This window comes from Prevotella sp. oral taxon 299 str. F0039 (genome assembly GCF_000163055.2).
In the GTDB taxonomy this organism is placed as follows: Bacteria; Bacteroidota; Bacteroidia; order Bacteroidales; family Bacteroidaceae; genus Prevotella.
Window position 1 is genome coordinate 1,426,904 of record NC_022111.1, and the last position, 21,703, is coordinate 1,448,606.

General features: G+C 39.2%; 16 protein-coding genes. 9 read left to right on the top strand and 7 right to left on the bottom strand.

Features of this window, described 5'->3' with window-relative positions:
* The first annotated feature begins 174 nt into the window (after nt 1-174).
* From HMPREF0669_RS08570 to HMPREF0669_RS08600, 7 genes are all read left to right on the top strand, one after another.
* Nucleotides 175-2,694 (top strand): ribonucleoside-diphosphate reductase subunit alpha, encoded by a 2,520-nt coding sequence (locus HMPREF0669_RS08570; protein ID WP_009227861.1) that lies wholly within the window; start codon nt 175-177, stop codon nt 2,692-2,694.
* 75 nt (nt 2,695-2,769) lie between these two features.
* Complete coding sequence (locus tag HMPREF0669_RS08575; RefSeq protein ID WP_009227860.1) at nt 2,770-3,813, top strand: ribonucleotide-diphosphate reductase subunit beta; 1,044 nt, start codon at nt 2,770-2,772, stop codon at nt 3,811-3,813.
* 455 nt (nt 3,814-4,268) lie between these two features.
* Complete coding sequence (locus HMPREF0669_RS08580) at nt 4,269-7,679, top strand: DEAD/DEAH box helicase (RefSeq protein WP_009227859.1); 3,411 nt, start codon at nt 4,269-4,271, stop codon at nt 7,677-7,679.
* 163 nt (nt 7,680-7,842) lie between these two features.
* On the top strand, nt 7,843-8,433 hold the full coding sequence (locus HMPREF0669_RS08585) for a porin family protein (protein WP_009227858.1): 591 nt from the start codon (nt 7,843-7,845) through the stop codon (nt 8,431-8,433).
* A 128-nt stretch (nt 8,434-8,561) separates the two neighbouring features.
* Entirely contained in the window at nt 8,562-9,557 is a 996-nt protein-coding gene (locus tag HMPREF0669_RS08590; RefSeq protein ID WP_009227857.1) for a YqiA/YcfP family alpha/beta fold hydrolase, read from the top strand.
* 170 nt (nt 9,558-9,727) lie between these two features.
* Nucleotides 9,728-11,029 (top strand): MFS transporter, encoded by a 1,302-nt coding sequence (locus HMPREF0669_RS08595; protein WP_020967366.1) that lies wholly within the window; start codon nt 9,728-9,730, stop codon nt 11,027-11,029.
* A 107-nt stretch (nt 11,030-11,136) separates the two neighbouring features.
* On the top strand, nt 11,137-12,111 hold the full coding sequence (locus tag HMPREF0669_RS08600) for a glycoside hydrolase family 130 protein (RefSeq protein ID WP_009227855.1): 975 nt from the start codon (nt 11,137-11,139) through the stop codon (nt 12,109-12,111).
* A gap of 446 nt (nt 12,112-12,557) precedes the next feature.
* Here HMPREF0669_RS08600 and HMPREF0669_RS08605 read toward each other — a convergent pair whose 3' ends face one another.
* The 3 genes from HMPREF0669_RS08605 to HMPREF0669_RS08615 form a co-directional block, all read right to left on the bottom strand.
* Complete coding sequence (locus HMPREF0669_RS08605; protein WP_009227854.1) at nt 12,558-13,079, bottom strand: hemerythrin domain-containing protein; 522 nt, start codon at nt 13,077-13,079, stop codon at nt 12,558-12,560.
* 51 nt (nt 13,080-13,130) lie between these two features.
* Complete coding sequence (locus HMPREF0669_RS08610) at nt 13,131-13,634, bottom strand: pyridoxamine 5'-phosphate oxidase family protein (protein ID WP_009227853.1); 504 nt, start codon at nt 13,632-13,634, stop codon at nt 13,131-13,133.
* 350 nt (nt 13,635-13,984) lie between these two features.
* Nucleotides 13,985-14,800: an oxidoreductase gene (locus HMPREF0669_RS08615; protein WP_009227852.1), complete on the bottom strand. Its 816-nt coding sequence runs from the start codon at nt 14,798-14,800 to the stop codon at nt 13,985-13,987.
* A gap of 87 nt (nt 14,801-14,887) precedes the next feature.
* On the opposite strand from HMPREF0669_RS08615, the gene HMPREF0669_RS10520 reads away from it, so the two are divergent.
* The gene (locus HMPREF0669_RS10520) at nt 14,888-15,013 is read left to right on the top strand and encodes a hypothetical protein (RefSeq protein WP_255350763.1); all 126 of its coding nucleotides are present in this window, start codon (nt 14,888-14,890) and stop codon (nt 15,011-15,013) included.
* Nucleotides 15,014-15,126: 113 nt separating this feature from the next.
* Here the strand turns inward: HMPREF0669_RS10520 and HMPREF0669_RS08620 are convergent, their stop codons facing one another.
* From HMPREF0669_RS08620 to HMPREF0669_RS08630, 3 genes are all read right to left on the bottom strand, one after another.
* The gene (locus HMPREF0669_RS08620) at nt 15,127-16,785 is read right to left on the bottom strand and encodes an AMP-binding protein (protein ID WP_020967367.1); all 1,659 of its coding nucleotides are present in this window, start codon (nt 16,783-16,785) and stop codon (nt 15,127-15,129) included.
* Nucleotides 16,786-16,799: 14 nt separating this feature from the next.
* Complete coding sequence (locus HMPREF0669_RS08625) at nt 16,800-17,354, bottom strand: helix-turn-helix domain-containing protein (protein WP_009227850.1); 555 nt, start codon at nt 17,352-17,354, stop codon at nt 16,800-16,802.
* A gap of 429 nt (nt 17,355-17,783) precedes the next feature.
* Nucleotides 17,784-18,260 (bottom strand): arginine repressor, encoded by a 477-nt coding sequence (locus tag HMPREF0669_RS08630; RefSeq protein WP_009227849.1) that lies wholly within the window; start codon nt 18,258-18,260, stop codon nt 17,784-17,786.
* Between the two features lie 175 nt (nt 18,261-18,435).
* Between HMPREF0669_RS08630 and HMPREF0669_RS08635 the strand changes: the two genes are divergently transcribed.
* Nucleotides 18,436-18,819 carry a thioesterase family protein gene (locus HMPREF0669_RS08635; protein WP_009227848.1) on the top strand — a complete coding sequence of 128 codons (384 nt, stop codon included), beginning with the start codon at nt 18,436-18,438 and terminating at the stop codon, nt 18,817-18,819.
* 211 nt (nt 18,820-19,030) lie between these two features.
* On the opposite strand, the gene HMPREF0669_RS08640 is transcribed toward HMPREF0669_RS08635, so the two are convergent.
* Nucleotides 19,031-21,703, bottom strand: coding sequence for a C10 family peptidase (locus tag HMPREF0669_RS08640; RefSeq protein ID WP_009227847.1), 2,673 nt, complete (start codon nt 21,701-21,703; stop codon nt 19,031-19,033).

Below are 21,703 nucleotides of genomic sequence, written 5' to 3' on the forward strand. Positions count from 1 at the left end.
TTGTTAGGTATATTAATTTATATGGAATGGATATTGATTTGTAAAAGGCATCTTTTTGCGTAAAAATATGTTGAAAGATGATATACTTTTTGTATCTTTGTAGCAATTGTTTAATAATTAAAGCGGATAACAATTACACTCGAATTGGTATCTTATTAGTAGTTAATTAATTTCATGGAAATAATAAAGAGAAACGGCAATGTTGAGCAATATGACAAGAACAAAATTGCCGTCGCAATACAAAAGAGCTTTGCAAGTGTTGGAACAGAAGTAAATATTGTTCTAATTAACGAAATGGTAGATGCCGTTGAGCGGTTCATTGAAACGCATTCGGATATGCGTAATGTTGAAAGTATTCAAGACCAGGTAGAGAAAACCTTGATGCAGAACGGCTTTTATGATGAAGCAAAGAGCTACATTCTTTTCCGTTTTCAGCGCACAGAGCGTAGAAATGCAATCAATAACATAGTTGCAGATGCAGAAGACGAGGATTTAAAGCCTATATTAAGAAAGATATCATCTGATTATACCAGTGTAGAATATAGTTTATTATTGCTTTCAGACAAGTTTAAAAGTTTCTGTAAAGATGATATGAAGCAAGCTGATAAATTGTCAGCGTTGGTGAAAGCAGCTGTAGAAATGACTACTCAAGAGGCTCCAAACTGGGAGTTCATAGCCGCACGTCTATTGTCTTACAAGCTCAATCGAAGCATTGCGGCTTTCGAAGACTCTGTGGGTGTGCACTCGTTCTACGATAAATTGCGTTATTTAACCGACGAACGTCTATACGGAGATTATATTCTTGCCTCTTATTCGCCTGAAGAAATCGCTCAGGCAGCAACCTTTATCAAAGAAGAGCGTAATGACCTTCTAAACTATTCTGGTTTAGATTTATTAATGAAACGCTACCTCATTCGCACCTATAACAACAAACCCATCGAGTCAATACAAGAGATGTATCTTGGTATTGCGTTGCACCTTGCAATCAATGAGAAAGAGGATAGAATGTTATGGGTAAACAAATTCTATGATATTCTTAGTAAGTTAGAAGTGACAATGGCTACTCCAACCTTGTCAAATGCCCGTAAACCATTCCATCAATTGTCAAGTTGTTTCATCGATACCGTTCCCGATAGCCTCGAAGGAATATACAGAAGTCTCGACAACTTTGCTCAAGTGAGTAAGTTTGGCGGTGGAATGGGAATGTACTTCGGTAAGGTTCGTGCTGCAGGAGGAAAGATTAGAGGATTTAAAGGCGCTGCAGGTGGAGTTGTTCGTTGGATGAAATTGGTGAATGATACAGCCGTTGCAGTAGACCAATTGGGTATGCGTCAGGGCGCAGTTGCCGTTTATTTAGATGTCTGGCACAAAGACTTACCCGAGTTTTTACAGCTAAGAACCAATAACGGAGACGACAGAATGAAGGCACACGACATCTTCCCAGCCGTATGTTATCCCGATTTGTTCTGGAAAATGGCTCAAGAAGATATCAATCAACCATGGCATTTGTTCTGTCCTAATGAGATATTAAGTATAAAAGGCTATTGCCTTGAAGATTATTATGGTGAAGAATGGGAGAAGAGATACATTGATTGTGTGAGTGATGCACGATTAACTCGCCGTACACTAAGCGTTAAAGACATCGTACGTTTAGTACTTCGTTCTGCCGTTGAAACTGGAACTCCATTCACATTCAATAGAGATCACGTTAATAAAGCCAATCCAAATGGACACAAAGGTATGATTTATTGTTCTAACCTTTGTACAGAAATTGCCCAAAACATGTCGGAGATAGAAAGCGTTTCTACCGAAGTGAAAACCGACGATGGCGATACTGTTGTAGTTAGAGCATCTAAACCAGGCGATTTTGTGGTATGTAACCTTGCAAGTTTGTCGTTAGGTCATTTGCCACTCGAGAACGAAAGCGAATTAACCGACGTCGTTCGCACCGTTATTCGTGCCCTCGATAACGTGATAGACATCAACTTCTATCCATTACCTTATGCACAAATCACCAACCAACGCTATCGAAGCTTAGGTTTAGGTGTTAGTGGTTATCACCATGCGCTTGCTGTTCGTGGCATAAAGTGGGAGAGTCAAGAACACTTAGACTTTGTAGATAAGGTGTTTGAAACCATCAATCGTGCTGCAGTTGAGGCAAGTTCGGATATAGCAAAGCAAAAAGGAAGCTACAAATATTTTGAAGGCAGCGACTGGCAAACAGGAGAATATTTCACAAAACGTGGCTACACATCGCCTGAATGGACTGCTCTTGCAGCCAAAGTGAAAGAACAAGGAATGCGAAATGCTTACCTTCTTGCCATAGCACCTACATCAAGTACAAGTATTATTGCAGGAACTACCGCAGGAACCGACCCTGTTATGCAACGATTCTTCCTAGAAGAAAAGAAAGGAGCAATGCTTCCACGTGTAGCACCAGAACTTTCAGATCGCACATTCTGGGTGTATAAGAGCGCATATAACATCGATCAGCAATGGACAGTGCGTGCTGCAGGTGTTCGTCAGCGTCATATCGACCAAGCACAAAGCCAAAACTTATACATCACCAACGACTTTTCAATGCGTCAATTGCTCGAACTTTACTTACTTGCATGGCGAAGTGGCGTGAAAACCATTTACTATGTGCGAAGCAAATCGCTTGAAGTTGAAGAATGTGAAAGTTGCGCTTCTTAATCAATAGAGGTGCCTTTGGCTTAGAAAGACAATAAAGAATTTTAAAACATACAAACAATTATCCTATAAAACAATATGGACCAGCTTAAAAGAAACGCCCTTTTTAACCCAATGGGTGATACAGATTTGCGTTTAAGACGTATGATTGGAGGCAACACAACCAACCTTAACGACTTTAACAACATGCGTTATCAATGGGTTAGCGACTGGTATCGCCAGGCAATGAATAACTTTTGGATTCCAGAAGAAATCAACCTAACTCAAGATACCAAAGATTATCCAAAGCTCGATAAGGCAGAACGCACAGCATACGATAAGATTTTAAGTTTCTTAGTCTTTCTAGATTCATTGCAAAGCACCAACCTTCCTTCGCTAACAGAATATGTAACAGCCAACGAAGTGAATCTTTGCTTGCACATACAAGCCTTCCAAGAGTGCGTACATAGTCAGAGTTACAGCTATATGCTCGATACCATTTGCTCGCCCGAAGAGCGTAACGATATTCTATATCAATGGAAAACCGACGAGCATCTCTTGAAAAGAAACACCTTTATTGGTGACCTTTATAACGAATTTCACGAGAAAAGAGATCGTTATACCCTTGTAAAAACTTGCATTGCCAACTACATTCTTGAAGGAATTTACTTCTATAGTGGTTTCATGTTCTTCTATAATTTAAGTAGAAATGGCAAGATGTCGGGTTCAGCACAAGAGATTCGATACATCAATCGTGATGAGAATACCCACCTATGGTTGTTCCGTAACATCATACAAGAATTGAAAAAAGAAGAGCCAGACTTGTTTACTCCTGATAAAGTAGCCGTATATGAGGCGATGATGCGTGAGGGAGTAGAGCAAGAAATAGCATGGGGTCAATACGTAATAGGTAACGATATTCAAGGATTGAATGCTCAAATGGTAGACGATTATATTCGTTATTTGGGCAACTTGCGTTGGCATAGTCTTGGATTCGACTATCTATACGAAGACAATAGAACCGAACCCGAGAACATGCGATGGGTGTCTCAATATTCAAATGCAAACATGGTGAAAACCGATTTCTTTGAAGCAAAGAGCACTGCTTATGCAAAGAGCACCGCACTTGAAGACGACCTATAAGCAAAAGTATTAGCAAATAGAACAGAATATGTGTTGCACTGCGAGAGAATAAGCCTCTGCAGTGCAACATTTTTTTATGTACTTGCGTCATTCCGCTTTTCACTTGTGTTCTAAAAACAGTGCAATTACGCTCCAAACTCAATGCAATTGCGCTCTAAAAGCATTGACTTTACAAGTGAAAAGCATAGCTTTTAAATTTTCACGAACAACTCATCGTAATGCACAGGTAATGCTTGAAAGTAGTGAGATGATAGTCTTTCCCCTACATTTATATCGTTTTCGACTATCATAAGCCCTAACAATACCACTCATTTAGTAGTTTTTGCATTGAAAAAGATCAGCATTTAGAGTCGTAATCACGCCTAAGAGTAGTATCTTTGTATCTACATTGAACCCCAAAACCACTTAGGCAGTTTCGATATTCAAAGGTTTACACCTTATTATATATATAAGAAATGATTATTGCAGAAGAACTTTTCGACCGCATTGTTGCCCTCATTCAGCTCGACGAACATCGTGCACCCGAGGTAACAGGTATGCTCTACGATACCTTGAAATTAGCTTGTAGAGAGGCGTTGTCAAACAATAGAGAGTTGTTTGGTAATCTTTTTTCGCAGGTCGACTATCTTTCTCGCAAGTATTCAATGCACTTACGAGACGTGGTAGCTATTCAAAAAATGCGTAGCGAAACCCGAACAGGAATGCAATTCTCGTCAAAAGAGTTGCTATCTCATGCTCGTGCCTTGTCCATTTTCATTTCAACCATCTTCCAAACAGCCATTCCCACCCGCCTCAATCACCTGCTTCCACGGGTTTATTACACATCGAAAGCCAAACGAGAAATCAACTATCGCCGAATAAGAGCCTTGGTGCTTTCGGTGCAAAGCGATGCTTTTAAGGTGAGATGCGAGCAGTTCGAAGATATAAAAGAGATGATAGTGCCCCTCAACGAGCCACATCTTCTATATCTTTCTACCTTATTGAAAGAAGGAATGCAAGTGAATTTGCTCGATTGCAACGTCGAAAACGATGTGATAGAAACCGCTCTTGTGGTGGTAAATCCCGACTTTTTGCTCGATATTAGCTCCATTGCTCGTTGCTTTACCGATTGGGGACATCATCCTTTAAGCTACACTTACAATCGACTTTCGCCCTCTGCCAACTCAAAAGCCATTCTTCTTGGTAATTATAGTGGTGTGGCATTAGACGATATCATCAATAAAAAAGAGCATTATAGCTGGCAAGCTAGTCTAAAAAAGAGCTTTAGTAAGAAGGCTCTTGAATATTGCACGTGTGGTGATATGAACGTGGGCGACGACTTTAAGCATAGCGCACAGCAACAAAGTGCTAATATTAAGCAGATTGTAAACGAACTTTTTCACAGCGAAGAAACGTCTTTCGACGAATCGAAAGCTATTCTCGAGCCTTCGTTTATTTGTGAAGAACTGGGCATACAAGGACGTGTAGACTTGATGACAACAGACTTTAAGCTGTTGATTGAGCAAAAGTCTGGAGGCAATTTCAATATCGAACGGGGCATAATTAACAAGTATGGAAGCTATCAAAAGGAAGATCATTATGTGCAATTGCTTTTATATTATGGTGTGTTGCAGCACAACTTCCGCCTCGGACGCAACGACATCGACATTCGTTTGCTCTACTCTAGATACCCACTCCCTGGCGGTTTGGTGGTAGTTGCCTACTATCAGCAGTTGTTTAGAGAAGCAATTGAGTTTAGAAATCGTGTTGTTGTCAACGAAATAGCAGTGGCACAGCAGGGCTTTGGCAGTGTTCTAAACGAACTAACTCCGTTTACACTCAATGCAAACAAGTTGACATCGCCCTTTTATCAGCGTTATATTCAACCTCAACAAAATTGTGTTCTTGAACCACTTCAACAGCTTTCGCCCCTCGAAAAGGCTTATTTTAACCGCATGATGACCTTTGTTTATCGTGAACAAGCATCGTCTAAAACAAGCGAAAACGAAGGACATGGAGGCTGTCAAGCCGATCTTTGGAGTATGCCTCTTAGCGAAAAGCGAGACGCAGGCAATATTTATACAGGCTTAGTGATTGTGAAGAAAGAACGAAGCGATGCTACTTCGGGAATAGATCTACTTACATTCGAGATAACAGAGCACGACCCTTATTTCCTTCCTAACTTTAGAAAGGGCGACAGCGTGTGCCTTTATACCTATTTAAAAGATGAGAAGCCACTGGCAACAAGGGCAATATTGTATAAAGGAACACTTGTAAGTATAGCTCAAGAACAACTTGTTGTGCGCCTAAACGATGCGCAACAGCATAACGAAATATTTGAGAAAGATCCTTCAAATCAATTTTTCTTTGCTCTTGAACATGTGGGTTCAGATTCGGCTTTCACTGCATCTATCCGCAGTTTGCACGAGATGATCACTGCACCAGCAGACAGAAAGAACCTACTTTTAGGTGTTTTAGAACCTCGTAGCGATGCAACCAAACAGCTAACAAAAAGCTATCACCCTGCATACTACGATATTTTGTTGGGCGTTAAGCAAGCTCTCGACTATTATTTGCTCATCGGTCCACCAGGAACAGGAAAAACATCGATGGCACTTCGCTTTATGGTTGAAGAAGAACTCACCGCTCCTAATGCGTCGGTATTGCTGCTTTCCTACACCAATAGGGCAGTAGACGAGATTTGTGAGATGCTTTGTTCTGCCCAAATAGACTTTATTCGCTTGGGCAATAGCGATGCTGCTGACCCCAAATTTGCACCTTTCTTTATCGAAAGAGTGGTAGACGAGTGCCCTAAATTGAGCGACGTGAGAGACAGAATAACCTCTGCTCGGGTGATAGTTTCAACCACTTCAACTTTGCAAAGTAAGCCTTATCTGTTCGCACTAAAACGCTTCTCGTTAGCCATCATCGACGAGTCGTCGCAGATAGTCGAGTCGTCTATCGTTGGATTGCTATCCGCTCATAGTCATAGTGCATCGCATTCGCTCGCCATCGAACGTTTTGTTATGGTGGGCGACCATAAACAATTGCCCGCAGTGGTGAGGCAAAGTGCCGAAGAATCGGCAGTAGAAGAACCTTTATTGAATGATATTGGCTTGATGAACTGCCGTGAATCGCTCTTTGAACGCTTATTGCGAGAGGCTCGGAAACACAACAATCACTCCATTATTGGGTCGCTTCGCTATCAAGGACGTATGCATTTTGAGTTAGCAGAGTTTGTTTCTAATAGCTTTTATGCAAAAGAACAGCTCACAGTTGTACCCCTTCCGCATCAAAAAGAAGAGCGTTTAAACTATCAAGCTCCATCAGTAGACGAGCTAGATGAGGCTCTAAAAGCACATCGTTTAATGTTCTTTCCATCTCCAAAGAATGGTGTTTTAGAGCAAAACGATAAGACAAATGCCTATGAAGCACGTCTTGTAGCCTTGTTATTGGAACGAGTGTATAAGCAATATGAGCATTGTTTCGATCCTAATAAAACGGTGGGGATCATCATTCCTTATCGCAATCAAATTGCAATGATTCGCAAAGAGATAGACAAACTGGGCATTGAGGCTCTTCAAAAAATATCTATCGACACGGTAGAAAGATATCAAGGCTCGCAAAGAGAGGTGATTATTTACTCGTTTACCATACAACACCAGTATCAAATGAGTTTCTTAACAAGTAATACTTTCGTTGAAGATGCGGTGGTGATCGATCGTAAATTGAATGTAGCTTTAACTCGAGCACGACAACAAATGCTCATAACTGGCTACGAACCACTACTCAGTCGTAACACCATATTTAAGAAACTGATAGAGCATATCAAACAAAAAGGGGGCTATATGGATGCTTCTAAATATATTATATCTCACGTAAAATAGCCTATAAATAAAGGGATTGAAAGACAGCTTATTGTTTTTTAACTGCTGTAAACTATGTCATTACATTTTAAGAATATACCTTTGCAACCTCGAAAGCATAGAAAAGATTGCTATAATCATAGAGATAATAAATTAAATTATAAATAATAGAAAAGATAAGATTATGAAAAAGGTAATTTTGATGGCAACTTTTGCCCTAATAAGTATGGTGTCTTTTGCTCAACAAAGCGTTGGAACACTCCTTGTTAGACCAAAGATTGGTTTGAACTTTGCAGACTTAACAAATATGAATACAACCCCTCGGGTTGGTGTTGTACTTGGTGCTGAAGCAGAATATCAATTAACTGACATCGTTTCTGCTAGTGTTGGAGCTTTATATTCTGTTCAAGGAGCTAAGTTAAATGGTTTTAAGTTACCTACAATCAATGCAACAATGAACGAGAAGGTTACAGCAAACTTCAATTATATCACTTTCCCTGTTCTTGCAAATGTGTATGTTATGGATAATTTTGCTGTAAGTTTAGGCCTACAACCAAGCTTTAACATTACTGGTAAGTATGATGTTGGCCCTTGGGAATATAAAGATGCAGCTAAAACATTAGAGTTATCAATTCCTATTGGTGTTTCTTATACAACTGGAAACCTTGTATTGGACGGACGTTATAACTTCGGTATTACCCGTGCAACAACTCTATTAGATTCTAAAAATAGTGTATTCCAATTCACAGTGGGTTATAACTTCGCATTAGAATAAAGTGTAATACATTTAAAACACACATATAAAGAGGGCAATCAGTTATGAGGTTGTCCTCTTTTTCGTTATCAGATAGTTTTCTTTTGTAATTCTATTGTCGTTTCATTACTATGTAGTAACTTTGTGATATGCAAACATCACAATTAAATAATGCCTCTAATTTGATGGCAGGAAAGAAGGTCTTGTATGTTCATGGCTTTATGTCTTCGGCTCAATCGGGCACAGTTCATCTACTAAAAGAATTAATGCCACAAGCAGAAATCATAGCAGAAGACTTGCCGTTGCACCCTCAAGAGGCACTAGATATGCTGAGAGAACTTTGCAAAAGCGAACAACCCGACCTCATAATAGGAACTTCTATGGGTGGAATGTTCACCGAAATGCTTTACGGCTACGACCGTATTGTAGTGAATCCAGCCTTTAGAATGGGCGAAACGATGAGTAAACACGGGCATATGGGTAAGCAAGTGTTTCAAAATCCACGCAAAGATGGAGTGCAAGAGTTTATCGTTACCAAAGCACTTGTAAAGGAGTTTGATGAGGTTACGGCACAATGTTTTACACAAGTGACAAACGATGAGCAACAAAGGGTGTATGGATTGTTTGGCGATGAAGATGAGTTTGTTACCTGTTCTGACCTTTTTGAACAGTATTATACTAACTCTATTAGCTTTCATGGAGGTCATCGACTCACAGATAAGGTGGCTCTTCACTCGTTATTGCCTGTTATTCGCTGGATAGATAACAAGCAAGAACAACGTGAACCGCCTGTTGTTTACATCTCATACGAAACGCTTTTAGATGCTTATGCAAAGCCTAAATCGAGCTTAATGAAGGCTTATGAGATGCTTTTAGTCAACTATAATGTGGTGATTGTTGTCCCTTCGGCTCCTTATCACCCAGAAATAACAGCAGAAAAGCAACAATGGATTGAGCAATATCTTAGCGTTCCTGCCTATAAACACGTGGTTCTCTGCGACGATATTAGCTTACTTTATGGAGATTATCTCATCACTACCAATGAAGACGCTCCCTTCTTGGGTACCGTTATCACCTTTGGTAGCGATGAATTTAAATCGTGGGAAGATATAATTGTTTATTTTTCACGCCTAGGAGGACAATAAACAGTCTTTTAAGAAGAGAACTATTAAGAATGTAGCTCTCTTTTTTTTGCATCCTATTTCTATGTCTTTTATTGTGGAAATGATACTTTTTGAAGCTTTGTGATTGCGCTAAATCAAAAAAAAAGACTACATTTGCATTATAAAAACAAGAATTACAATCTATTAAAGATATGGAAAATGCATCAAAAAGCCCAATAACTTGGGTGCCAAGTGTTTATTTTGCGATGGGATTACCATTCGTAGTACTTAATATGGTGTCCGTTTTAATGTTTAAAGGAATGGGTATTAGCGATGGACAAATTGCCTTTTGGACTTCGTTAATCATGATGCCTTGGACATTAAAGTTCCTTTGGAGCCCCTTTTTAGAGATGTATAAAACAAAGAAATTCTTTGTTGTTTTAACCCAACTTGTTACTGGTTTGGGCTTTCTTCTTGTGGGATTGGTGCTTCATTTACCATGGTTCTTTTCGTTATGTATCTTCTTAATGGCGATAATAGCATTCAGTGGAGCAACTCACGACATTGCAACCGATGGCGTATATATGGCAGAATTGAGCAAAGAAGAGCAGGCTTCGTGGATCGGTTGGCAAGGTGCTTTCTACAATATTGCTAAGATTGTTGCATCAGGAGGATTAGTTTGGGTAGCAGGAAGACTACTAAAACACTTCGGAGGAGTAGACGGAGCGACTGCAGAAGTGATGCACTCGGCAGCTGCAAACGCATGGATGATTGTGATGATTGCTATCGGAACACTCATGATTCTTTTGAGTTTGTATCACATTAAGCAACTTCCAAGTGGTAAAGGAACTGCAGTTAAAACCGCATCTGCAAAGGAAACGTTCGATCGTTTGGTTGAAGTTTTAAAGAATTTCTTTACAAAGAAACACATTGTTTACTATATCTTCTTCATCATTTTATATCGTTTTGGAGAAGGATTCGTTATGAAAATCGTGCCATTGTTCCTTAAAGCAGCACGAAGTGAAGGCGGATTGGGACTTAATGAAGAGCAAATAGGTTTGTATTATGGCACCTTTGGAGCTGCAGCCTTTGTGCTTGGATCGGTTCTTGCGGGCTATTATATCTCGCATTTCGGACTCAAACGCACCCTATTCTCATTGTGTTGCATTTTCAACTTACCATTTGTTGCTTATACATTCCTATCTCAAGTGCAGCCAGAAAGCGGTTTGTTAATTGGTAGTATGATTACACTCGAATACTTTGGATATGGCTTTGGATTCGCAGGTTTAACCCTTTTCATGATGCAACAAATTGCTCCTGGAAAGCACCAAATGGCACATTATGCCTTTGCATCAGCCATAATGAATCTCGGAGTGATGCTTCCTGGTATGGTAAGTGGTTTCATTAGCGATGCTATTGGTTATAAATGGTTCTTCGTCTTCACATTGATTGCAACCATTCCAGCATTCTTAGTCACTTATTTTGTGCCCTTTACCCATTCTGATAAAGAATAAAATAGAATGAAATAGTAGGTGCTTTGTCCCTTTACAACATAGACAAACCACCGCAATAAAAAAGATAAAACATAGCAAGAATATAAAAACAATAAATAAAAAACTATATGAAAGTATCTAAAGACTTGATGCCTTGGGAAGAAAGACCTCAAGGATGTACCGACATTTTGTGGCGTTATTCAAAGAATCCAGTAATTGGAAGATATCAAATTCCAACATCAAATAGTATCTTTAACAGTGCTGTTGTGCCATTCGAAGGCGGTTTTGCTGGTGTATTCCGTTGCGATAACAAAGCAGTTCAAATGAATATCTTTGCTGGTTTCAGTAAAGATGGTATCAATTGGGAAATCAATCACGAGCCAATTGTATTCAAAGCTGGTAATACTGAAATGATTGAATCGGATTATAAATATGATCCTCGAGTAACATGGATAGAAGATCGCTATTGGATTACATGGTGTAACGGTTATCACGGACCAACAATTGGAATTGGATATACCTTCGATTTCAAAGAATTCTATCAATGCGAGAATGCCTTTTTGCCTTTCAATAGAAACGGAGTGCTATTCCCTGAGAAGATAAATGGAAAGTATGCCATGTTAAGTAGACCATCAGATAACGGCCATACACCATTCGGTGACATCTATTTAAGCTTCAGTCCTGACATGAAATACTGGGGAGAGCACCGCAATGTAATGAAAGTTACACCATTTGAAGATAGTGCTTGGCAATGTACTAAGATAGGAGCAGGATCTGTTCCCTTCTTAACTGACGAAGGATGGTTGATGTTCTACCACGGAGTTATCAACACTTGCAATGGTTTCCGCTATTCAATGGGAGCAGCAATTCTTGATAAGAACGACCCAACAAAGGTGCTTTATCGCACTCAACCTTATCTTCTTGCACCAGCAGCACCATACGAATTACAAGGAGATGTGCCCAATGTGGTATTTCCTTGCGCTGCTTTACAAGATGGAGAGCGTGTTGCTGTGTACTATGGAGCAGCTGATACGGTTGTTGGTATGGCGTTTGGTTATATCAAAGACATCATCGAATTTACAAAGAAAAATAGCATAGTATAAGCTATTCATAATACCATTAGTCTCCCGATACATTCGTTTGTGTCGGGAGTTTTTTTGTTGTTACACCTCATCATTTTTACCCTTGATCTGTAAAGCCAATGTAAGTGTAATGCAAAAGTATTAACTTTTGCAACTAAAATAGTGTAATTGGTTGTTCTGCCTATTGTTTTTGAAAGCGAAGAACAATGCCATTGATGAATAAAGGAATAGGAGAGAAGGCGAAAGAAAAGAAAATAGCGTGTGAGATGCGTTGAAATAGTCATACAAGAGATGCATCGCTTTCCGACAATGCATCTCTTAAAGTCGAAAGAGTTTGCCCCTTGCATCCACCACAAACCTACTACAAACAAATGGAAATGAAAAACAATGAGACAAACTCTTATACTAAGTTCGTTTGTTTAGTGCCCTCTTTATTCGCTCATAAAGCAGCAACTAAAAGTATATTTTTATCTAACCTCTCCCTCAAGAGTTATTGCTTGTGGGAAAATTAGCTCATCTTCGATATAGATATGTTCAAGAAGTGCCTCTCTAAATTCCTTTAATCCGTTGAGAACTGCTTGATATTCTTCGTTCGAACCTGCTGGAGCTGTGTAGTTATTGGTTAGCTCTGCAATGCGATTATGACGATCGGTTTCACCCACATGGTCTGCCATCATCACCGAAATAGGGTTTTGAACGGTTCCACAATGAAAGCCTCCGAGTTGCTTATTCTCAATAGCTGCACGGCGAATATCGTCTACTAATGGGAAAAGAATGTTCTCTTCTTTCATCAAGTGCTCGTCTAAATCAGTCAAAGACTCGCTAAATAGCTCGTAAATAGTGCTCAAATCATCGTGTTCAGCACTTAACTTTCCAATGCGATAAAGTAGCTCTGGGCCTACTTCTCTAATGGTTCTGTGATGTATTTTCAATGCATAATCGATCAACAAGTCGATTGGCCATTGTTCAAAATCTATTCTTGCTTTCATAATGCTCTTCTCTTTTAATTAGTGTTATGTTATCGTATTTAACCTAAAGTTTTAATAATTTTTGCGTACTTGCTTTGCCGTTTTCGCCTTTCCGCTGAACGATTCGATATCAATTCGAATGATTTCAACTCTGTTAAACGACTTGTGTGCGTAGGTATCTCCCAGCTCTTTGAACTCAGGTGATAGCTTATCAATAAGCAGATGTAACGCTTTCATTTTCTCTTCATCATCTAATTGCGCTCGAGCAGTACCGAAAAACACAGCACTTTCGTATTCAGTTGTGAAATACTTTGGCAGTACATTGGTTCTACCAACAACGCAAAAAGATACGTTAGGGTGATGTTTTATTGCACGAAGCTTCTTTCCTTCGGGTGCACAATGAATGTAAATAGAGTTCTTTTTGTCCCAAACATGGTTAACAGGAATGCCATAAGGCAAACCATTTTCATCGATCATCGATAGAATTCCATATTCAGTTTGCGTTAAAAGGTCGAGTGCTTGTTCTTTATTTAGCAAACGATCTTGGCGTCTAATCTCTTCGTTTACATATTTCATATGCAGACATCTTGGTCCTAAAGGCTCTTTATAAGCTCTGAAGTGTCTTAAAGTTGGTTCTTTATTATTCTGTTATTCCTGAAAACAACTTCACGATTAAAAAACTATTGCAAAGATAGTTGATATTTAGGATATGTAAGTAATAATTACGTACTTGTTTAGTTAAAATAAAATAAAAACAAAATAAAGTAGCTTGTAAAATATGATAATTGTTTACTTGTTTGTTTATGGAATCTCTTTCAAACTCTCTTCCTTGTTCGTATATCTTTCTTGATGGAATAAATAGATATAGAATGTTTTATATTTGTTCGATGTAAAGATGGTTTTGGACTATTTTCCCCTTAATAAGTTTATAGTCTTTTTGCAATAAAATCGAATAATCGGGTAGGAAGAAGAGTGTGTAACCATGCTAAAGGCTTAGCACCGAAACCAATTAGATAGCGACTTTTGGGGCGTTTGCTATTCACTGCATGGGCAATGGCTTTGGCAATGACCATGGGTTCGCTCAAGCTTGCGCCCTCGTAGCGTTGCTTTAATCGTTGGGCAGCACTCAAAGCCTGTTGTTTGTAGGCACTGTTCGTGGCATTATTTTCGAGATGTTCAGCTGCAATAAGTCCCCAATTGGTTTTAATTCCGCCTGGTTCAATCACCGCAACGTGTATTCCTTTGCTGGCAACCTCCATGCGCAAGGCATCGCTAAAGGCTTCAATAGAGTGCTTAGTGGCAGTGTACCATGCCCAAAAAGGCATCGAAATGCGACCCGCAATCGACGATATATTGATAATGGTTCCTTGCTTTTGCGCCCTCATATAAGGTAATACGGCTTTCGTAATGGATGCAAGTCCAAACACATTCACCTCGAATTGCTTTCGAACCTCGCTCAGTTCAACATCTTCAACCGCCCCTAATAAACCATAACCAGCGTTGTTTACCAACACATCTATGCGCTTTTCAAGGTCGATAACATGCGCCACAGCTTTAGCAATACTTGCTTTTTCGGTTAAATCGAGCTTTAAAGGTACCACACCCAAAGGTTTTAAAGCCTCTATTTGCTCCACTCTTCGAGCTGCTCCATACACCTTATGCCCTTGTTTAGCTAAGTGTTCGGCTGTTTGAAAGCCTATACCACTACTTGCACCCGTTAGTAAAATAACCTTACTCTCCATGCTTTTGCCTTCCTATTTTAATTTTATTCAAAGATAACCACTTTTAATTTGTTGGGCAAGAAAATAATAAAGAGTTGATAAAAAGAAATGAAATCAGCCACAAGTGGTGCCACTTCTTTCTACCAACTCATTCTTCAGTTAATGAAGTTAGAAAGACATTATTATTTGAGAGATTTTTTCTTGTCCTTCAAAAGCAATGCTTTCGCAGTGTAAAAGGATAGCTTTTGCCACTCAATTACAATGCTTTTGCCGTGCAATAAGCATGCTTTTAGAATGTGATGTGTGTGCTCTTCGCAATCGATTGATAATGAAGAGGTTGAGAAATACTATTTCTTATTGTCCTTTTCTCTAATCTCCACACGTCTAATCTTACCGCTGATGGTCTTCGGAAGCTCGTTAACGAACTCGATAATACGAGGATATTTGTAGGGAGCAGTTTCGTGTTTAACGTGCTCTTGCAAGGTTTTCACCAGCTCATCGCCTGCTTTATCCTTCCAATCTTTATGCAACACCACCGTAGCTTTTACCACCATACCACGCAAATCGTTGGGAACTCCAGTGATAGCACATTCAATTACGGCAGGATGAGTCATCAAAGCACTCTCCACTTCGAATGGACCAATGCGGTAACCGCTACTCTTAATCACATCATCAGTGCGTCCAACGAACCAGAAGTAGCCGTCTTCATCACGCCAAGCAACGTCGCCTGTGTGATAAATTCCATCGCAACACACCTTGTTTGTCAATTCTTCATCACGATAATATTCGTTGAATAGTCCGATAGGACGATGTTTATCGAGGCGCACAATGATTTCACCTTTCTCGCCATCTTCGCATGATGAGCCATCAGAACGAATGAGATCGATGTCGTATTGTGCATTAGGTTTACCCATAGAACCAGGCTTTGGCTGGTGCCAAGGCATCGTTCCAAGAGTCATAGTTGTTTCAGTTTGACCGAAACCCTCCATCAATTTCACTCCTGTGATGTTGTAGAACTTATCATAAACCGATGGGTTAAGAGCCTCACCAGCCGTTGTGCAGTATTCAAGAGACGACAAATCGTAGATCGAAAGGTCTTCATGTATCATGAAACGATAGACTGTTGGAGGCGCACAAAACGATGTAATGCGGTATTTCTCTATCTTTTTGAGAATCTTTTCCGCTGTAAATTTATCGTGATTAAACACAAATACAGCTGCACCTGCAAACCATTGACCATATAATTTGCCCCAAACAGCCTTGCCCCAACCAGTGTCTGCCACAGTAAGATGAATGCTGTTTTCGTGCAAGTTGTGCCAAAATACACCTGTAGTGATGTGTCCTAAGGGATAAAGATAATTGTGTGCAACCATCTTTGGCTCACCACTTGTACCGCTGGTGAAGTACATTAACATGATATCGTTATTGTCGTTCACATGCGAAGGACGCACAAATGCAGGAGCATTGCCTATCTCTTCGTGCCAAGAATGGAAGTTTTCGGGTACCTTTGGACCAATACTTACGAGCGTTTTCACTGTTGGACTCTGGCTCACTGCAGCCGTAATTTGCTCTAATACATAATCTTCTCCAACGCAAATAATGGCTTTTACGCCTGCACGATTATTGCGATAAACAATATCATGTGTTGTAAGCATGTGCGTTGCAGGTATTGCAATCGCTCCAATTTTATGCAAAGCAAGAATCGAGATCCACCATTCGTAGTGACGTTTCAATATCAACATCACCATATCTCCTTTGCCAATGCCTAGCGAAAGGAAGTAAGATGCAGCCTGGTCGGTAAGCTCTTTCAGCTCACCAAAGGTGAAAAAGCGTTCGTTTTCTTCATCATCTGTCCATATCAATGCCGTTTTATTGGGCTTTTCTTCAGCCCAAACATCCATCACATCGTATGCAAAGTTGAAGTTATTGGGTATGATAAACTCTAAATTCTTATTATAATCTTCTTCCGAACGAAATGAAATCTGTTTTAGAAAGCGTTCTAACATATATCTTCTCCTAATTAAATAACCACACAAAGGAATTTCACTGACTTACCACCTAATGCACGCATGCAGTGTTTTTGCTGTGCATCGAAATAAATACTATCGCCTGGATTGAGGATAAGTTCTTTGTTTCCGATGAGAATTTCGAGCGTTCCTTCGAGCACATAGTCGAACTCTTGACCCGAATAATTGTTGGGATTGTGACGCAAGTCGCCCTCAAGTGGTTCGATAGTCACCACAAATGGGTCGGCTTTTCTACCTCTAAAGGCAGTTGCAAGAGCCTCGTATGTGTAGTTCTTGTGTTTCTCTGTGCTTTTACCTTTACCGCTTCTTGTAACGAAATAGCTGCTCATGTGAGCTTCTTCGCCAAATAAAAGAGCGTCGACACCTATGTTATATCGTTTGGCAATCTTTGATAATCTATAGAAAGAAGGATCGGCTTCGCCTGCTTCTATCTTAAAATAATGCTCTAAAGAAATGTCGCATAACTGTGCAATTTCTTCAGGTGAGATGTTAAATATTTCTCTCAAGCCCTTTAATCGCTCGCCTATTTGTTTTAATGATGTGTCCATTTTAATGTGAATTTATAAATGATACAATTGCAATAAATTGGCAAAGAAGTTATGATTTGTAACAACTTGTTGCACAACTTTATTGATAGAGTAACTCTTTTGTTAGGATATTCAAAAGTAATTATTCTTTTCTTTTTAAGAACTTTCTTGTTCCTTTTTATAACATTATTAAAGAATTAAAACAAAAAAGATGCACACCTACTATATAGCTGTGCATCTTTTAGAAGCTTATTTTGTTTATTTTAAAATGAAACTGCTTTTCAGTTGTTTTGCAAAAGCAATGCTATTGGTGTGTAAAGTCAATGCTTTTAGGGTGCAAAAAGAATGCTTTTACCATATAATCTCAATGCTTTTACTTACCAATTGAAACATAATGGTTTATCAATTGGCAAATGAACGAGAACGAATGGTGGGTGTTGTGCTGTGGAATTAGTGAATAGAAGGGTCGACATGTTGCAATTGATGGATAATTTCTTCGGGCATTTTGCCTGCCTTTATTACCATTAATATGGTGTCAGCTCCTGCAACTGTTCCTAAAATGTCGGGCAAATTGGCATCGTCTATGTTAAAAGCTATACTGCTTGCATAGCCTGGTCGGGTTTTGATTACAGCCATATTGCCTGAAAAACGAATAGACAAAAAGCCTGTAGATGATAGCATGTCGGTTACAGGAAGAGGCTTATCCACTCGTTTATATAATGTGTCGTTGGGCAAAACAAAGATATATTTGCCGTTGATATTGGCGGCTTTGGCAACCTTTAGCTGCTTAAGATCACGACTTAATGTGGCTTGTGTTATGTCATATCCAACTTGTTGAAGAGCAAGAAGTATCTCTTCTTGACAAGACATCTCACGACTTGAGATGAGCATTTTTATCATTTCTAATCTGTTCGCCTTTCCTTTCATCACTCAATACCTTTTGTTTAATATCTACAAATATATGAAAAATAATAATAAAATGCAAGTTCTTATATTAAAAACGCTTGTTGAGTGGTAGTAATAATAATACTTGAGAGGTTGTTTCTCTATGTAAATATTAATCACTATTTTTGCAATTATAAGACAAAAAATAAAGAAATATATGATAAAAGAAGGACTAGAACATTCTGCTCACATAATAGTTGAGCCTGAACATAGTGCTTTAAGTGTTGGTTCTGGCGATATGCAAGTACTCGCAACACCTGCTCTTATTGCCTTTATGGAGAATGTTGCAATGCTAACTGTGCGTGATGTGTTGTCGGATGAGGTAACTACTGTGGGCGGAATGATTGAGGTGAAACACTTAAAAGCATCGCCAATAGGAGCCGAAGTGGTTGTGAAAGCAAGGCTTGAAAAGGTAGATGGAATTAAACTTCAATTCCATTTAGAGGCTTTTCAAGGTGAAAAGCTCATTGCAGAGGGTTCGCATTTGCGCTTTATTGTAAACAGGCAAGAGTTTATGAGCAGAGTGTTGAAGGCAGAATAGAATTGATATAATATCTATGTTATTGTTTTTCTAGTAATATTCTTCATTACTCTTATCTACTATAAGTATTAGTTCTTATAGCAATATAAATTAAAAGTACGAAACCTTTCATTTCAAATGTCTTTCTATTCGCATTGAAATGTTTTATTATTTTATTTCAAAAGCGAGGGCATTTCAAATGAAAGGTTTCGTACTTTTATTTTGTTTTCTATTATTTATTGCTAATCTTTTGAGTAAACCACTTGCCATTGTCGTTCCAACGCACAACAAATATACCCTTTTGGAGGATTGGAAGCGCAACAGAGGCGGTTAATTTTGCGCTGTTTTTGATGTTTAACAACTGCTTTCCGTCTACACTACATAAAACAATGTGGGTGATATTCTCTCCCAATATGTTCCATTTTGCACCATCAAACACCATTTTTTGCGCTGCGTTTTCAACATACTGAGTGTCGAAAATACCCGTTAAATACTCTTGATTGGTGGTTTTACTTCCCTCGAAAGTAACGTAATATTGTTCTTCTTGATTCTCTAATAAGTTGAAAGGAACGCCATTCTTCTCGCCCATCACCATCCATTTGTACGAACGTTTGTTAAGTACTTTGAGCGAAGAAGATTGAACTTGTCCTGCATTTATCACCTTCATTTCACCTGAAGTCAAGTCTTCGTGAGCTATTTTTGATCCTACTTGAATTTGTTTATGTGTGATCATATCTTCAAGTACGATAGATAAAGATCCGCTATAGCTATGACCTTGTGCTGCATTAAGAAGATAACTAAAAGACAAAATCTTTTCAAGATTAAGGTTAATGTTATCTGGTGATATGCTTTGACCTTCATCATTAGACACAGAAGGAATAGCCATTGTAAAGAAAGGAGAAATCACTTCGCCCTCAATAGTAACAGAATTCGAAGTGCTGTTCAATGGGTTTTGAGCCAAAATAACATCACTTGCATCATTCATATTTACCACTTCCACTTTAGTTTGATAGGTTCCAGAAGCAAGATCAGCGGGTAATTTCATTTCAAACTGAGCGTAAGCCGTACCGAAAGAATCAAAAGTGAAGGCATTATTACTGCGGTGTGAGAATACTGCACTGCCTTTATCGTTTAAGAAACTCAATTGAACATAAGCGTCTTTAGGTAGTCCCGAAAGGTTTTTAATTGCCACATTGCAAGTTATTTTCGCACCAGGATTAAGTGTTTTATCGTAGAATGGCTCTCCAACTAACTTGAAACTACTTGTTGTTGTGCATTCTTCTAACACCTCAACCTTATCTGCACTAACCTTAATAACCATGTAAGGAGCCTTTCTAAGCATCACCCAATCTGTCCAAGTGTTATTGTCTTTATAGTCTGCCGACACCACTTTAAGCGTGTAAACACCCTCTTTTAGATCTTTTAGAGGCACGTTTATAGAGATAGGAGCAGCGAGAGAATTATCTGTTTGCATCTTTCCATCGCCATAAGCCGTGAAGAAATGCTGAGTAAATCCACCTTCATTGTGCCATTGTGAAGCTGCTGTTGCCACCTGTTTGTTATCTGCATCTATCACAGCAACACCCACATCCCCTTTAAATGGGCGTCCTTTATTGATTAGATTGCTCAACTCAATAGGGTAGGTTTCCATACGATTTGAGATGCGCTCAACACCATTTTTTCGAGTAAAAGCACCCTCAGCAGTGAACGAAAGGTTACCTCTGTCGGGCATAAGAGATGGGTCTATGCGCTTAACACCAGGTTTATTGGGGTGTACAAAGATTGCCATAAAAGAACGAGTAAATGCCAATCGTGCTCCATTAAACTCGCTTCCTGATTGCGAAAGGTTTAGAGCAGAGAGCGAATAATAACCATTACTTTGTCCATTCCAACCGAAATTCATGTGGAAAAAGCCTTTATCATCAAAGCCATCTAGTACCCATGCATGCGCTCCTTTATTGTCTTTAGTTGCTCCATAGAAGTAAAATGGAAAGCCATCTAAAAGCTCTTGACGCAATAAGTCTGCAAAAACCGAAGAACCTTCCGTTGTTTGATAAACACAAGTAGCCTGATAATCAAAGTGATTTACAAAGGCATCGAAAGCTGCTTGGTTTGTTGCTACGGCATAACCAGGATGATATTGCATTCTAGCAGCAAGTCCAACGTCGTTCATAAGTTTCGCAATAGCGTTGCGTTGTGTTTGATTTGGTTGTGCTGCTGCATCATAACTGGGTAGCATATTTGCCCAATCATAGTGTGAAAGGTTTAAGTTTGCCGACAAAGTGCGGTTGTCTGAAACATTAACATACGACACTTTACCCATTCCTTGCACTGGCCATTCGTGATATTTTAATATTTGTGACAATGTAGTAGCAACGCAACCTGTGTATTTATAGCCTATAAGTGCATTGTAAGGAGCATCTTGCGACCATGTAGTTTTGAGCAAAGGAGCTACTGTTTTGGCGAAAAAGGCACCCTTTTTGGCTTCTGTTTCTACTGCATTGTTGGTACTTATCGCTTTAAAAGTCATTTTATAGCTGTTGAGAAGCTGTGCAAGACCAGGATGAAGATTGGTTGTATCGAGCGCATTCTCATTGCTATAAGCCAATATTTCGCCCATGTCTGTATTTCCAGAAACGATGACAAAGCCCTTATTTTGTGCATCGTTGTAGATGTAATAAGGTGCATTTTGGCTGTAACCGCTTTGCTTGGGCACGCCACGAGTGGCTTTTTTTGTGGATAGCTTAATATATTTTCGAGCTATGTTTTCAGCCTCTTTAGGCGTAACGACATGTGCTTTTATGCATAAAGGCATAGTTAAAGAGAGCAAAGAGCCCACCAACAACGCTTTGGTTGATGTGCTTCTGTAGTCTAAAACATGGCTTAGTGATAATAATAAGTTCAT

What these genes read in the sequence shown, in the direction of transcription:
- HMPREF0669_RS08600 (WP_009227855.1), top strand. Translation starts at nt 11,137, where the DNA reads ATGAAAGTATCTAAAGACTTGATGCCTTGGGAAGAAAGACCTCAAGGA.
- HMPREF0669_RS08580 (WP_009227859.1), top strand. Translation starts at nt 4,269, where the DNA reads ATGATTATTGCAGAAGAACTTTTCGACCGCATTGTTGCCCTCATTCAG.
- HMPREF0669_RS08620 (WP_020967367.1), bottom strand. Translation starts at nt 16,785, where the DNA reads ATGTTAGAACGCTTTCTAAAACAGATTTCATTTCGTTCGGAAGAAGAT.
- HMPREF0669_RS10520 (WP_255350763.1), top strand. Translation starts at nt 14,888, where the DNA reads ATGAAATCAGCCACAAGTGGTGCCACTTCTTTCTACCAACTCATTCTT.
- HMPREF0669_RS08630 (WP_009227849.1), bottom strand. Translation starts at nt 18,260, where the DNA reads ATGAAAGGAAAGGCGAACAGATTAGAAATGATAAAAATGCTCATCTCA.
- HMPREF0669_RS08595 (WP_020967366.1), top strand. Translation starts at nt 9,728, where the DNA reads ATGGAAAATGCATCAAAAAGCCCAATAACTTGGGTGCCAAGTGTTTAT.
- HMPREF0669_RS08585 (WP_009227858.1), top strand. Translation starts at nt 7,843, where the DNA reads ATGAAAAAGGTAATTTTGATGGCAACTTTTGCCCTAATAAGTATGGTG.
- HMPREF0669_RS08570 (WP_009227861.1), top strand. Translation starts at nt 175, where the DNA reads ATGGAAATAATAAAGAGAAACGGCAATGTTGAGCAATATGACAAGAAC.
- HMPREF0669_RS08640 (WP_009227847.1), bottom strand. Translation starts at nt 21,703, where the DNA reads ATGAACTTATTATTATCACTAAGCCATGTTTTAGACTACAGAAGCACA.
- HMPREF0669_RS08610 (WP_009227853.1), bottom strand. Translation starts at nt 13,634, where the DNA reads ATGAAATATGTAAACGAAGAGATTAGACGCCAAGATCGTTTGCTAAAT.
- HMPREF0669_RS08625 (WP_009227850.1), bottom strand. Translation starts at nt 17,354, where the DNA reads ATGGACACATCATTAAAACAAATAGGCGAGCGATTAAAGGGCTTGAGA.
- HMPREF0669_RS08635 (WP_009227848.1), top strand. Translation starts at nt 18,436, where the DNA reads ATGATAAAAGAAGGACTAGAACATTCTGCTCACATAATAGTTGAGCCT.
- HMPREF0669_RS08590 (WP_009227857.1), top strand. Translation starts at nt 8,562, where the DNA reads ATGCAAACATCACAATTAAATAATGCCTCTAATTTGATGGCAGGAAAG.
- HMPREF0669_RS08605 (WP_009227854.1), bottom strand. Translation starts at nt 13,079, where the DNA reads ATGAAAGCAAGAATAGATTTTGAACAATGGCCAATCGACTTGTTGATC.
- HMPREF0669_RS08615 (WP_009227852.1), bottom strand. Translation starts at nt 14,800, where the DNA reads ATGGAGAGTAAGGTTATTTTACTAACGGGTGCAAGTAGTGGTATAGGC.
- HMPREF0669_RS08575 (WP_009227860.1), top strand. Translation starts at nt 2,770, where the DNA reads ATGGACCAGCTTAAAAGAAACGCCCTTTTTAACCCAATGGGTGATACA.